Source organism: Thermogemmatispora argillosa (assembly GCF_059696725.1).
Window position 1 is genome coordinate 1,845,962 of sequence record NZ_AP019377.1, and the last position, 14,412, is coordinate 1,860,373.

At 59.2% G+C, this 14,412-nt stretch carries 9 protein-coding genes; 4 read left to right on the top strand and 5 right to left on the bottom strand.

The window, feature by feature from the left end; translation table 11 throughout:
• Window positions 1–318: 318 nt before the first annotated feature.
• On the bottom strand, window positions 319–3,576 hold the full coding sequence (locus AC6H1L_RS07165) for a glucodextranase DOMON-like domain-containing protein (RefSeq protein ID WP_497600842.1): 3,258 nt from the start codon (window positions 3,574–3,576) through the stop codon (window positions 319–321).
• Between the two features lie 567 nt (window positions 3,577–4,143).
• On the opposite strand from AC6H1L_RS07165, the gene AC6H1L_RS07170 reads away from it, so the two are divergent.
• Window positions 4,144–5,343, top strand: a complete 1,200-nt coding sequence (locus AC6H1L_RS07170) for a DUF3761 domain-containing protein (protein ID WP_497600843.1) — start codon at window positions 4,144–4,146, stop codon at window positions 5,341–5,343.
• A 310-nt stretch (window positions 5,344–5,653) separates the two neighbouring features.
• Window positions 5,654–6,658, top strand: coding sequence for a DUF3761 domain-containing protein (locus tag AC6H1L_RS07175; protein WP_497600844.1), 1,005 nt, complete (start codon window positions 5,654–5,656; stop codon window positions 6,656–6,658).
• Window positions 6,659–6,715: 57 nt separating this feature from the next.
• On the opposite strand, the gene AC6H1L_RS07180 is transcribed toward AC6H1L_RS07175, so the two are convergent.
• From AC6H1L_RS07180 to AC6H1L_RS07195, 4 genes are all read right to left on the bottom strand, one after another.
• A complete protein-coding gene (locus AC6H1L_RS07180; RefSeq protein ID WP_497600845.1) occupies window positions 6,716–7,687 on the bottom strand; it encodes a DMT family transporter in 972 nt (323 codons plus the stop codon).
• A gap of 549 nt (window positions 7,688–8,236) precedes the next feature.
• Entirely contained in the window at window positions 8,237–9,103 is an 867-nt protein-coding gene (locus tag AC6H1L_RS07185) for a DNA methylase (RefSeq protein ID WP_497600846.1), read from the bottom strand.
• Window positions 9,104–9,106: 3 nt separating this feature from the next.
• Complete coding sequence (locus AC6H1L_RS07190; protein WP_497600847.1) at window positions 9,107–10,417, bottom strand: TRM11 family SAM-dependent methyltransferase; 1,311 nt, start codon at window positions 10,415–10,417, stop codon at window positions 9,107–9,109.
• Between the two features lie 250 nt (window positions 10,418–10,667).
• Entirely contained in the window at window positions 10,668–11,999 is a 1,332-nt protein-coding gene (locus tag AC6H1L_RS07195; RefSeq protein WP_497600848.1) for a phosphorylase family protein, read from the bottom strand.
• A 580-nt stretch (window positions 12,000–12,579) separates the two neighbouring features.
• On the opposite strand from AC6H1L_RS07195, the gene AC6H1L_RS07200 reads away from it, so the two are divergent.
• Together AC6H1L_RS07200 and AC6H1L_RS07205 are read left to right on the top strand one after the other, a co-directional pair.
• On the top strand, window positions 12,580–13,806 hold the full coding sequence (locus AC6H1L_RS07200; RefSeq protein WP_497600849.1) for a 5'-methylthioadenosine/S-adenosylhomocysteine nucleosidase family protein: 1,227 nt from the start codon (window positions 12,580–12,582) through the stop codon (window positions 13,804–13,806).
• Window positions 13,807–13,904: 98 nt separating this feature from the next.
• Window positions 13,905–14,330: a hypothetical protein gene (locus AC6H1L_RS07205; protein ID WP_497600850.1), complete on the top strand. Its 426-nt coding sequence runs from the start codon at window positions 13,905–13,907 to the stop codon at window positions 14,328–14,330.
• Window positions 14,331–14,412 lie beyond the last annotated feature (82 nt).

Genomic DNA, 14,412 nt, shown 5'->3' on the forward strand with positions numbered 1-14,412 from the left:
CTCTCACTCACCGCGAGAGAGACCCTGGTTGCTCACCGGAGGCAAGGAACAGACAGACGGATTCATCTCTCTCTACGCTGTGCTCCTTTCCTGTCTTGTACAGGGGGACTGCTTCCCTACGCAACGCAGCGGAGCCGTCTCATCCCGTGTGGATGGGACGGCTCGCTGTTCTCTGTACCTGGACCGGATGAGGGTGGCTTCTGCCGTTGGTCAGCGCCAGGTTGCGCCGGGCCTGGCGCTCCTCAGCGCCGGATCGGGTACCGCGCCGAGGAGCGCCGCCAACACCCCCATAGGGACGACCCGAAGGAAGAAGCACAGCTAGGGAATGACGATATCTTGCAAGACGACCGGTTGATGGCGCGTATAGTCCAGCTCATCGGCCTGCTGAACCCCAGGCGGCGTCAGAGTATCGATGACCTTCGGCACCGTGCCCGGATCAGCGGTACAGTGTGGGTCGCTGCTGACGGTGCTGCAGACGCCAAAGGTGTAGGGGCCAGGCGTGCTCGTGAAAGCCCGCGCCTGATCTGGCTGGAAGCCATCCTGACCAGTCAGGGTGACCGTAAAGCCCCAACCTGGCCCCGGCTGGCCCAGGCTGGCCTTCGGGACGCTGAAGGTGATAAAGCGCGAGATGCTGTTTGCACTGATGCTGACGCTGCCCAGGCTGGTGCCATGCGCATCGATGTAGCGCTGCCCAAAGCCCTGCACTTCAATCAGACGGCTCCAGGCCGCGGCGGCAGCAATAGTATAGTTGCGCTGCGGGAAGGAAGCCGCCGTTGAGGTGTCAGCGGGGGCCGCGTTCGGATCGTGGACGTAGACATCAATGAGCTGAGCCCCGAGCGGGCTGCCAAAGGTCGGTGTCAGATCGCGCACCTTCAGCTTGAAGACAATGCTATCCCCGCTATCGATCACGCGGAATTCCAGGATATCGAAGGCCCCGGCGTGGAAGTCGCCGGCCGTCGGATAGGCATAGTTGCCAGGACCGTTGTCATCGCCAGCGGGATCATTGACGTCGAGCAGCACGGTGCCGGGCGTGTAATCCCAGACGATGGTACGCGTTGCGTGGGCCGTGGCACCTCCGGGACTGAAGGCCACCACCGTGATGACAGTGGTGCCGCTGCTGATGGGCAACTGGACGCTGAAGCTGCCATCTGCCGCGGCAACGGCGCTGACCAGTGTTGTCTGACCGTCGCTGTCAGTATTCGTGCCCGCCACATAGATCGTATTGCCTGGGGCCGAGCTGCCGCGCACGGTCACCGGTGAGCCATCAACCGCTGTCAGATCGGCAGGGGTGGCGATACTGAGCGGCGTCTGCCCCGGGCGCTGAAGCACGTAGCGTGCATAAGTGGCCGTAGGCCGCTCCAAGAGGGAGCGAGCGCCCAGGTCGAGAAAGAGACGCACAAAGGCCCCTTCAGCCCAGGTCAGCGGCGAGGCCGAACCAGCAGGATGACCGTTCTGGAAGCCAATGGAAGCCACCGTAGGGTCGGTTCCATAGGGCGAGGGAGCCAGATCGGGCAGCTCCCAGTCCTGTTCAGGAATGAGGCCGACGCCCGAGGCAAAGCGCTGCATGGTTGTGAGCAGCTCGACCGCCGTCGCCAGGTCGCCATTGGCAAGCGCGTACTCGCCCCGCTCTTCGCCCAGCACCGGCCAGACATGGCCCGTACCAACGCCGGAAGGCGCCCAGGGATGCCCATCGCTGGCCCCGTCGCCATAGCCGTCACCGTTATAGCGATGCCAGCCCGGCCCGCTGCTCGTCTGACTCTTGATGGTGGCATCGACCACCGGCAGCGACTCCGCGATGACAGGATCGCTGGCCGGTTTCAGTCCCAGGCGCACTAGCTCTAGAAAGCCGGCATCGATCACGCTGCGCTGGTCGAGGGTTGGGCCACCGTTGCCCAAATTATAGCTGATGGCCGCGTTCGGATCGCCGGCCTTTGACAGGCGAATATAGTAGGGGTGAGTGGCCAGGGGACCAGTGGTCGTCACCGTCCAGCGCTCCAGCGAGCGCTGCCAGTCGTCGGCCACCCCGAGCCAGAGCCGCGCATTGGCCTCATCGCCGTTGGCGCGCGCGATCTGGGCCGCCGCCACCAGGCCCGCGATCTCCGCCGCAATTGTCGAGGGTGAGTAGCCGCTCTGCTCTTCCCAGCGCTCGACGCCGTAAGCTGGGCCGTGGCTCATCACAAAATAGGCCGCCGGCTTGATATGATGCTGATAGAGATCGGCGTCGCTCATGTGGAGCTGATAGGCCATCAAGATCGGATAGCTGGTCTCATCAAGCTGGGTACCGAAGGAATCGGGAGCAAGCTGGCCGTTGAGAAGACTGTTGCGCGGCATGGAGCCGTCGGGGCGCTGCTGACGGTAGAAAAGGAAGGTTACCGCATCGCGGGCCGTCTGGAGATCGCCATCCAGGAGCAAGCCGGTCCAGGCTTCGTAAAGGTCGCGCGCAAAGACTTCCCGGTAGGAGCCGAAAAAGAGATTGTTGGGATCACCGGCAGAGACGGCTTGACCCCAGGGAGAGGCCAGGCTTGCGACGATGGCCCCAGGAAAGGTCTTGTCCTCGGAGGCCTTGATGACGTTGGCGCTCAGATAGTACTCGCGCTGCAGCGCCTGCCATTGCTTTCCATCAACTCCAGGCAGGCGCGGCGCCGGGCGCAGCATGGCATCATAGCGCTGCCAGCCCGCAGCATAGTCGGCACGTATGCGCGCAAAAGGAAGATTCAGCGAGCCGCGGGCTGCCTGTAGCGCCGCCGTGCGTGTGGTACCAAAGCCCAGGGCCACGGTCAGCTCTGGGCCGTGGCTGAGATCAAGCTCCGCTGTCTGGACGACGTTGCCATTGTCGGCTTCGGCGTAGAGCTGCGTCAGGGCATGGGCCTGCTCAAGCTGCACCAGCCCATCGCTGGCCGCTCCCAGAAAACCGTTGCTGACCTGCAGGAAGGGCCGCGAGGCCGCAAGGGCTGTATAGACGGGCACGGCATAGCTGCGATTGGCGGCATTGCTGCGCGTGTTCGTGTCGAAGGCTATCGGGAGCGGCTGACCAGTTGAGGTATCGGTCAGGGCACTGTCGGCTCCGCCGTTTCCAGCTCCACCGCCCCCGTTACCGTTGACCGTTGGATCAAAATACAGATAAAGATGATAATCGCTTAGACTGCCAGCTAGTGGCGTAAAGCGCAGGTGCATCACGACGCTATTGCGCGCTGGATCAGTCACGTAATCGGTGACGATGCGATAGCGACCGCTGCGCGCCGTGGCGATGACGCGACAATCGAGGGCAGCCCCGTCAAGGAGCTGTACGCTATAGGTGGTATCGCGCGTCTGCAGGTCGGTGAAGGTGCGCCCATCGGTCACAATGTATTGTAGAGTCTTGACATTGGTATTGTCGACGGTGGGGAAATAGACATCGCTGAGGACGCCGTCGGCCAGCGTAAACCAGACCTTCGAGGTCGTATTACGGGCCGTGCCGATGCAGTCTTTGCGCGCCAGATCGAAATAGGAGAGCGCGCCCGGTCCATCGGAGGCTACAGACAGGCTCCGACTGGCCTCAGCCGTGGCCTGGCTCTCCGGCAGCAGCAGGAGAAGCATACAGCAGAGTAAGGTCAGAAACGAGCGTACCGTTGCTCTTGACAGCGGTTCAGCTTTCAGGCATCTCTCACGTGTGGCTGGCTTGACTTCGTCGTCGTAGATCCTCATGGTCATTGGCACCTCCGAACCAGGGAGCCGCGCCGCAGAGACAGCTCTTCCTCCCCGGCCTCGCTTACATGCTCCTCGCTCGCTTGTTTCTGCCGCACGGCGCCGCTTTCCAGCGAGGCTGATCTTTCCAGAGATATTAAGAGCAAGAAGCGTGCCCGATTCTGTGCTACACACAGCACACACAGAAGATGTCGCGGCGATGCCACGAGCCATGAGAGCAAGAAGCTTCTCAGACTCTCTGCCTCGCTGTAAACGTACTTTGCTCTCTTTCTGCTTTTACCATTAATATTGCTAACTCTACAATAAATAGATAAAAATACCTATATCCTATTTATTGACAATTTCCAATATATCTATCATATATATTTCTGCCACTGTCGTGCTATTCACACAGCTGAGCAGGCGAACTGAAGCCATAGTAGCGGAAGCGTCCTGTACTTCTGCGGAGAGGTGAACAAGATGCAAGCGTGGTCAACGGCAGAAGCCCCATATCCGCCGGAGGGACCTGGCGCGCCAGCGTCCCCCACCTGGCAGCAGGGTGGGTGGCTCCTGCTCCTCAGCCTGCTTTACGGGCTAGCGACCGTTTTTGCTGGAGCGGAGAGCCTGGTGATCATCACCCTGGGCACTGAGGCTGGCCTCAGCGCTGGTCTTTTAGGTTTCCTGAGTCTACTGCTCTTCCTACTTGTGAACCTGCTGATTCTGCTCAGCGATGCCAGTTCCTTCCTGACCCTTCACGGAGCGCTCCGCTGGGCGGCCTGGAGCTGGTGGCGTAAACTCCTGATGGGCGCGCTCTATGCGCTGCTTGTCCTCATGCCGCTGGCCTATCTGCGCCAGGCTGGACACAACTATCTGGGCGCGCGTGAAGAGAGGCCGAACACGGCCTTCCTACAGAGCTGGCGCAGTCAGGGAAGAGGCAGGCGCATCGCCTTTGGCATAGGGGGAACCATTCTGGTCCTGCTCTGCGCCCTCTGCTCCTGCACGGCGGGCATGCTTAGCCAGAGCTTCATTCAAGCGCTCTCGCCAGCCTCGCCCACGGTTCCGCCGGAGAATCGCGCCGTCTCTCTGGTAGCCTCGCCGACCGCCGGCAGCAGCACGGTCAGCGTTGGCGCCAGAACTTCAACGCCGAGCGCGACCAGGCCAGTCGTGACCGTTGTGCCGACGCGGCCAGCGACGCCCACCCCCACGCCCTCGCCTACCCCAACACCTTCGCCTACACCTACACCTCTCCCTACTCCAACACCTTCGCCTACGCCGACCCCGAGTCCTACGCCGACGCCGACCGAGGCGCCCTCGCCTACCCCAACACCACCTCCTACACCAACCCCCACGCCAGTGCCGACCGAGGCGCCCTCGCCTACCCCGACACCACCTCCTACGCCAACCCCCACGCCAGTGCCGACCGAGGCGCCCTCACCTACCCCGACCCCTTGTCCTGGTGTCAATTGCAATCCCTGGGGCTACAACTTTGATTCTACCAACGGGAGCCTCATCTACTCGCCTCCCAGCGACTTCTGCAGCTACTTCGAGTGTATCCCCAGCTTCTGGGAGGGCAAGGGCTACGTGGTTGAGTGCAACGATGGCATGTACAGTAAATCGGGCGGGGTCCGCGGGGCTTGCTCCGGCCACGGTGGCGTCTGGCGCCCACTTTATGCTCACTGAAGCAAGCTCACCGCACGGCGCGCCCCCCGCGAGCCGGTAGCTGCTCAAGGGCAAGGACAGCTACCGGCTCCTTTCTTTCGCTGCGAAGGGGCCGCCTGCTAGCTCGCAGCATCGCGCTGGTACCAGCGTATGGATTGGCTGGCCGCCCTCCAAAGGCTGCTTGTAAGGATGGTGTCAGCGCAGTTTCCGCTTTCCTCTCGCAAATCAAGATCTATATATTGACATATACTATGTTAACTTGTCAGAATATTCTTCCTCAAAGAAAGCAAGGGAGCATACTCCCTATAAAGCGAAGTCGGAGAAAGACAGCATGGAACCATCAGCCGAAGCGAGACCCACCGTTCCCGAGGGGAGCGATAACGCCTCGCCCCATCCGCATCGGGGTCTATTTCTGCTTGCTTTACTTTTTCTCTACTGCTTTGCAACGCTGCTCTTCGTCATCGAAGAAGTGATTGTCAGTGACGTCAGCACCTATGGTCAGGTAGAAAATCCGAGACCATTGGGGATCATCGGCGCGATCGTAATCCTCTTCCTGCTGCTCACACTGATGATCAGTGAGGGCCGTAGCCTGTTCACCCTGGAGGGGCGATTGGTCTGGAGGCGACTTCACTGGTGGCAGAAGTCGCTTGTCGTGCTAGGGTGCCTGAGCGGCCTGATCGTGCCCATCTACCTCGTTCTGGCCCTGCGCTCGTACCTGCGGAGTCAGCGGCCAAGTCTGAGCCAGGCTCTTCAGAATCAGAGGCAGAGCGATCAGCAAGGCTCTGGCCGCAGCCGCTTTGCGCTGGTGCTGGGTTGCAGCACACTGGTGATCACCTGTTCGCTGTGCACTACCGCGCTGGCTTTCGGCGAGCGCCAGGCACTCCTGAACAGCCTCACTCCTACACCGGCGCTCAGCGCGGTAGCCAATAGCGCGGCGCAGGCGACGCATCCCGTGACCAGTCCCGTTGTCTACCGCACCCAGACCGTCCAGGTAGCGCAAGCCCCAGCCAGGCCGACAGCGACGCCGACGCCGACCCCAACGCCAACGCCGCGGCCCCGACCGACGCCAACGCCCAGGCCGCAGCCTACGCCGACCCCGACTCCGACCCCCTGTCCCGGCGTCAACTGCAATCCCTGGGGCTACAACTTTGAGCCAGGCAACCTTATCTACTCACCCCCGGCGGACTTCTGCCTCTACTTTGCCTGCATTGGCAATTTCTGGAATGGTCGGGGCTACGTGGTCGAATGCAGCGACGGGATGTACAGCAAATCGGGGGGCATCCGCGGCGCCTGCTCCTATCACGGCGGCGTCTGGCGTCCGCTCTACGCCCACTAGGGAGCGCTGCGCCCCAGAGGCACGACTGAGGCTGAGGCTGAGCTTGCAGCCTCGGTCTCAGTCGATGGGGCGGCGTCCTTCCGCGGTAGCAGGCTCTGATTGGGCCTCCAGCCGCGAGGTGGAGGGCTGCTCTACCGTGGGCGCAGGCGGCACTTTGCCGCGCGTATTGACCAGCAAGACGCCGACGATGACCACCAGGCCCCCGAGTAGTTCGAGGGGCGCTGGCACTTCGTGCAGCCAGAGCCAGGAGATCACGAGGGCCAGGAGCGGAGAAATATTCAGGAAGCTGGTGGCCAGCGAGGCCGGCAGGCGGGCCAGCGTGAAGGCCCAGGTGGCGTAAGCGATGGCTGCCGGGAAGAGGCCCAGGTAGATGACAGCCAGCGTCGCCGCCAGTCTGGCCTGTGGCAGCTCGTGCCAGAGGGCTGGGGCAAAGGGCAGCATGAAGAGCGTTCCGGCCCACATCGTGTAAGCCGTTATCTCGCTGCTGCTATAGCGCAGCATATAGCGTTTCTGAACGATAAAGTAGATGCTTTCGCAGAGTGAGGCCAGTAGGACGAGCAAGGCGCCGGGGGTAAAGTGTAGTCCCTCTTTGCCGCCGAGGGAGATGACCGTGACACCCACGACGCTGATGACGATGCCCAGCCAGCCCCAGAGCGTCAGGCGCTCGCGCAGTATAAGCAGAGCTAGCAGGGCTGTGAAGCAGGGGACTGAGGCCACCAGGAAGCTGGCTGTTCCCGCGTTCACGGTCAGCTCGCCGAAGGTCAGGCCGGCATGGTAGCCGGTGATGCCGATCAGGCCGAGCACGAGCAGACCGGGCAGGTCGCGCCAGGCCGGCAGGCGCATGCGCGTCAGCCGGGCGTAGAGCGCCAGGGCCAGCGAGGCGACCAGAAAACGGAGCAGGATGAGGGCGCCCGCTGAGTAGCTCTGCAGGCCCGCACGGATTCCGGTGAAGGCGGAGGCCCACAGCAGGAGGGTGACGATCAGGGAGAGGGCGGCGCGGGCATCGCCTGGCTTGGTCGATGTGTGCATCGTTGCAACCTCCATTTCCAATACAGGTTAGTATAGTCCAGAAGGGCTGCCCTCTCCACCAGCCAGATGGTCAGGTCTGGGACCGGCCAATTGCTCGCTGGACAATAGGCGTCGCGGGCAAGGCGATCGCGCCTCCGGTCAGGAGGGAGGTCCCAGGCGGGCTACCCGGGAAGAGCTGTAAGACGAGACGGGCAGGATCTGGCGGTCTGGGGACCTTACTCAAGCTTGGTTCTTCTATCTGTTGATACTTTGCAGTGGGTTTGTCGGTGAGCAGAGAGCGAGCGGGGGTAGTCAAGGCCTTGAGGATCGGCGGCTGCGGTGATAGCTACTCTGTGCAAAGGAGGTAATCCATTTGTGCAAGCTCTGCGTATACTTCTAGCGAGGCGGATGTGGATGGTCAGGGCAAGCTTTGCCGCTCTGGTTTCTCAGCAGCGACGGACCCATCCCGGTTCGGTGAACGGAGCGCACGCCGTTCCCCTCCTGGCTGTCACGTCCGCCTTGCTGTTTGAGGAAGGCCAGAGCGTTGCTTGGTAGGCAGCTAACCTTACGTTAGAGAAATGAACGCAGAAATTCCAGTGCTCTATATTTTTCGGAAAAACTAGCCCTTATCTGGTCATTATTCATATAAATGACTTCTATCTCATATTTAATAAACTTCTGATCTTTATTAACTGCGCTTTCATTATATTCTTCTATAATCCGAATGGCCTGATCAATTGAAGGTGATATCAAATGCTGTCCATGCAAGGCGAGAATAATCACATTTTTTACTTTCCTTGTGATAAATTTATCAAGCTCATTCATAAATGACAATAATTGATCTTGATGCATATCGATAAGTAATCGAGACACACGACTACGATCGCTTGCAGGCAGGGCTTCCCAGCGGGCGACTTTTGTTGCTACTACGCTATCAGGAGTATTTTCATCAAAATGCGCGTCAATTCCTACAGATGAGAATGCTCGTACTATTCTCTCGTATGGAAAATAAACTACGGTGAAGCCGAGTGAGCGTAGTTGTTCCAGAGCACCGGTAGTAAAAGTACCGGCCAAGATTACACCAAAAAATGGCTTGACATGTTGGTATGTTTCTATTAGTGGTATGATAGCACCTTGAATCTCTTGAGCCTTATTTCTTGAATGCTTCGTATATCTACGCCATGCTGTTTCAATAAAAGCGACAGGGGTTCCTCGCGTTTCATGCGTTCCACCTTTCTCTAGAACGAAGTCCAGGTCATGTGCATTGCCATATAAATCACGCCAGGTCACCTTATTGCCTGCCCGAGCAGGGCGAGGCCCCTTCTTGTCCAGGTAGAGGCCATACCTCAGAGCAAATTCTTGCAAGAGCGGCTCTACAGCCTTCTCTAGAACCTCGCCAATGATTTGACCAAAGCGATGAGTAGGTGACTGAGCCATAAGCTATCCTTCAATCCAGAGCAGGCCCTCATGCAAGGGAACTCGATGCTTGCGATTTTGCCATTTGACATTGCGGGCGCGCAAGCGTTCAAAGCGCCAGGAGCGGAAGCCACTGGCCAGCGCCAGCCTGCCAAGCCACTCCTCCACCGGCACATGAATCCCATAGGGGGCAGAGTCTCCTACCACCAGACAGACCAGCCCACCTGTGGCCGTGACGCGACGGAGTGCCTGCCAATATTGGGCCATATCCTGAAAATAAGCGGCGATCATCGTATGGTAGGCTTTTCTTCCGCCATGCAGCAGACGCTCCTGCTCCAAGTGGCCACAGACGACTCGGAGTTCAGGCTGTAACGGCGCCAGCAACGGATCAGCCAGCAAGCGCTCTGTCTCCTTCACCAAGTCACTGACGTGCTGGGTGCAAGAGCGGATCAGATGGCGACGAATCGTCTGCTGCAAATCGCGCCAACGCTCGATCTCTCCAAAAAAGCAGAGTTCCAGGCGGGTAGCATCAGCGTAATCATAATTGTTGGCGTAGGGCGGCGAAGTCACAACCAGCTCGGCCCAGCCGGCAGGCACACCCTCGCAGGTGCGGGCATCGCTTCGCAGTACCTTTGCTGACCCATAGCGAGCCTGGCGCTGCCAGCAGCGCATGTCATCGGACATCAGCTCACATCTGCCGAGAAAAGCCTCAAAAGGGTCGGCGACATGGGTTTTGGCTTTCGAGGGCAAGACATATTGCCATTGAGCAGTGCCCACTGAGGCACAGGGCCGCAAAATAGCAGCCAGCGCCAGCCAGAGCAGTTCAGAGAGCGACGCAGGCCAGGTCGCCGCCTGCTCCAGCCAGGCCTGCCGCAACTGTACCAGCTTCTGGAGCACCTCGGGCCGATAACATCTGGTCAATAGCTCGGGAGGGTCTGTTCTGATCGTCGGCAACCGCTGGGCCTTTGCCACCAACTCAGAGGCAGCCCGCCGCAGTAAAGAGGCTTTCTCACGCCAGCGCAGCTTTGCCTCCGCTACCTGTACAAGGAAGGGATGGGCCTCCAGACCGATGGCCTCCCAACCAGCATATTCGGCCTCCAGTAGCACTGTGCCAGTACCGCAGAAAGGATCAAGTACGCGCCGGCGTCCCTGGCTTTGCTCGCGCTGCAGAAGCTGACGCACCCAAAGGGCTGAGAAGCCTGCCGGATAACGGAACCAGCGATGGACAGGTAAAGTCAGGTTGTCGGCAAAGGTGCCACTGCGTTCCCGCCGCCCCTCCGCTGCTTGGGGTGCCAGCTCGGGAAAGAGCGTTTCACAGGAATAATACTCTTGCACCACAGCTATGCTACAGCCTCCCTCATCTATTATCAATGGCTGGGAAGCCTTCCCAGAGTGGGCTGGGCTCCTCTCCAAATGGATGGTGATTATTCTTCAGTCTATCACAGAGTGACCTCGCCGCTCACCGTTCTGGTCCAGCAGTCCTGGCTTTTGTCAGCGATTCTCACCTCTGGTCTGGCACCGCCGCCTGAGCCAGGGCGCTGGCCCGGTGACCGGGCACCGGACCAGACCGCCTGCTCCCGCCAGGCTAGAAGTGACTCAGGCCGCCTCTCCCGAGCACGGTGAGGACAAAGCGGGCCGCATTTTCGGCAGCCCGGCGCTGATTCTCGGCCTTGTTCTCGCGCTTGTGGCCGTCTCCCCAATCGCAAATGGCCTTGACTACGATCCACTCGCAGTTCTCACGCATGGCCACTGCATAGAGACCAGCCCCCTCCATCTCGCCCCCGATGGCCTCGGGTGCCATGTCGCGCAACCGCTTGAGCAGGCTGGGATGATCAACAAGCTTCTCTCCACTGAGCAGCAGCCCGAAATGGGGTTTGGCTTCCGTCCAGTCGAGGCCTAGATCCTGGAAGCGATTCAGCAGGCGCGGCGAGGCAGTAGCACGGTCTCCGCGCGGGATCACGAGCATTTTTCCGCCAGCTCCCACCCCAACGCGCTGCGGCTCGTAGCTCATGAGTTGCTGCGAAACCAGGATGTCGCCTAGCTGCTGCTCGTCAGGCCGCAGGCCAAAGGCGATGCCGACCATGATCACTGCTTTTGGCCTCAGCTTACTGATGGCTTCACTGACCGCCAGGGTCGCACCGCCAGGCCCCAATGCTCCCATCTGCGTGCGTACTAACCAGGTGGCAGCTCCGCCGATCTCGCCCAGGAAGTAATAGGTTTCGATGCGGCCATACTGACGCTCGAAACGCGCCTTCCACTCGTTTACGGCAACCTCGCGGACGGCTCGCATTTCAACATCGGTGGCCGTCACGAGCAGGACATCGCAGCGCGGGGTCGAGGGGGTCGAGCCGTCGCGAACAACCTCAACCGTTTGACTTGCCCCAAAAGAGCCGCTAGACTGAGAGGGAATAGCAGCGGCAGCAGGCGTCGCCGCCGACTTGGCTCTCTCGTCTCGATCGGCTGCCAGCTCCTGGGCCAGGGCGCGGATTTGGATGCCCAGCTTTTTCAGCTCCTTCTCACGCTGGGAGGCCGGGAGCTCGTGCAGCGATTTTCCACTGGCGGGGAAGATCGCTAGCCCGGCAAATGGCTCATGCTCATAGGCGCATTCCCGCAGCTTCACAGGCACGAGATGCACACGCTCAGGTTCACGCTGGTGACATTCCAGCGCGAGCTTTTTCAACTCTGGATAGAATGGGTCAACGAGCAGATCTGGACTCAACAGAATCAGAATGATCTGGGCCTCGCTCAGGCGCCGGTGCAGTTCGTCGCGAATCGGTCGCCCAGGACGGATCTGCCGCGGCTCCCAGTCCTCGATAAGCTGGGCTAAACGCAATGGACCGATAAAATTCTTGATCTGATCCAGCAGGCGCTGATCTTCATCGCTGCGGGAGCAGAGATAAAAGAGTTTGATAGACACAGATCACCTCACTCTCTCTTTAGCAAGTGGCCGCTGCACGAAGAGCATTCTAATATAGTTATGTAGCGGCCATTTGGCAAAATGAGTAGGCAGGGAAGATAAGTGAGCGCTGGCTCAGAGGCGCACGATGATCCTGCGCCTGCGCCACAGCTCTGACTTTTTTCTTCGATAGCCTGTTGAAACATGGGTGGCTCTCCTCGATGGTCGGGTCAGTCGGCTTCTCCTGTAGATAGAACTCCTGCATAGCATTATTGTACGCGAAGGCGAGCTTGTTTTAAATCTATAGCCTGTTTGTCTACGACGCATAGCCACGCTGTCAAATACTGCTTGCTTGTTTATGGAAATACATGATCGATAAAAAGTAAGAATTGCTGGTAACGCCATTTACAATAGAGCAAGCAACGTGTATTTTGGAGAACAGTGCCACGCGTCAAAGCGGTGACTGACAAGAGGAGGTGGAAGGCTACCTGCAATGCCGGAGACGTGCAGAGAGAGTCTCTGCGCTCACAGGAAAGCTGATCGCTGCAGCATCACTGCCGTAGCTACAAAACATCTCTGATGGTGCAGAAAGGATTGCATCATGGGAGAGAGCCTGGAAGGACAACGACGCATCTTGATTATTACCGCACTGTCACTGGAAGCCAGAGAAGTGCAAAGCCACCTGACCCACCTGGGCTATCTCCAGCCCTCCTCAGACAGTCAGTATGAGCTGTGGGAGTTCCAGGACAGCAGAGGGAGCTGTGAAGTGATTCTGAAGGAGAGCGGACAACTGAATAAGGTCTGCTCAGCCGTGACGACACGCGCCATTCTGGAAACCAGGCCAACCCTGGCCCTGCTGATCGGCGTTGCCGGCAGCATACGCGATGCGGTACCAGGTGACATAGTCGTGCCCGATGTGATCTACGACTATGAATCGGGCAAGGCCGCTATCCAGTTTTTGCCACGTCCGCGCACCTATCGTCCTGACCCGTATTTGCTCGATCTGGCCCGCAGCATCGCTCGCCTTGAAGGCTGGCAGCAGCGCCTGCCGGTTCAGCCCGAGCCTAGACCCATCTGCCACACCAGGCCGCTTGTCGCCGGTGACTCGCTGTTGGCCTCTAGAAGATCAGAGCTCTATCGTCTGATTCGGACCTACTACAGCGATGCGGTTGCTGTCGCGATGGAAGACGTTGGCTTTATGGAGGCCACTCATCGCACTTCTACCCCGGCCATTGTCGTGCGCGGGATTTCCGATCAGATCGATGATAAGCCGGAGCGCGATGCCCAGGGCTATCAGCGGCAGGCGGTCGCTCATGCCAATGCCTTTGCTCTTGAGCTTGTGGCTCAGTGGCTGGCCCTCTCTTCCCACACTCAGTCAGCCGCAAAGACCCTAAGCGCTGCTCAGGAGGCAAACGCTGCGACTGATCCTCCTGCTTCTCCCTCTTGGCCGATCTTCCTGCAGCAGCTCCTTGGCTATAAGGAGCAGCTCAACGCTGCTCTGCGCGTCCTCTCGACTTCTAAAGTGATCTACAAGGATCAATGCCGGTACTACTTTCAGCAGCTACAGCAGTTGGCCGGACTGTTGCAGCAGGTGTCGATGGCCCCCCCAGCCGATCGCGCTCTGCGCCTGCGCCTCAAGAATCTGGCTGACGCCGTCAGGCAGCTTCAGCAGGCTGTTGAGCACCTGCGCCGCTGCTCTCCTCCCGGCGACTCTCGCCAGGAGCAGCGCGCTTATGAGACAGCTCTACAGCACACTCTTCAGGCTCTTCAGTGCGCCCTGCAATGCCTGGAGCGCCTCGGTGAGTCTCTGGAGAAGCGCCCTCTTTGAGGCCAAGGAAGGAGGGCCTGGGCTATCATGAGGCTCGCGACCGGGGGGTAGTCAGGGATCAATATCCCCGGGAGACTTCTCGCTGTGAGAGAAAGCTCATGGTAAACGACTCAAATATCTTCTTCTCTCCCGGTCAGGAGAATGCAGAGGAATGGGTGCACCGCTACTTGCGCACGGTCAAAGATTGCCTGGAAGAAATGCGCGCTCTGTTCCTCTATAAGGTCAACCTGCGCGAGATCGGGGTTGCCTTGCTGGAGGACTTCGATCGCGAGCTGCGCAGCATCTCCGAGCATTTCGATACCGATCCCGTCTTGAAAGCCTCCCTCCGAAATACTGACGCGCTCGTCAAGGCCATTTTCGATGCCACGATCCATATTAATCTCGCTATCTCTCTACGTATGGAAATTCAGTCGAAAAATATTTATAGCAAACTTAGACTCCTCCTTTACGAATACAAAAGTATCGCTGACGCGATCACCAATATTCTCGATATTCTTCAGGATGCCTCCTCTAGCAACGTTTGAATTTTTGTTCAAAAGATTTTTAATGCGTCCTTCATGGCCTCTATGGTAATATCATAGTGGTTATGGCTTTCAGGTCTAAAGC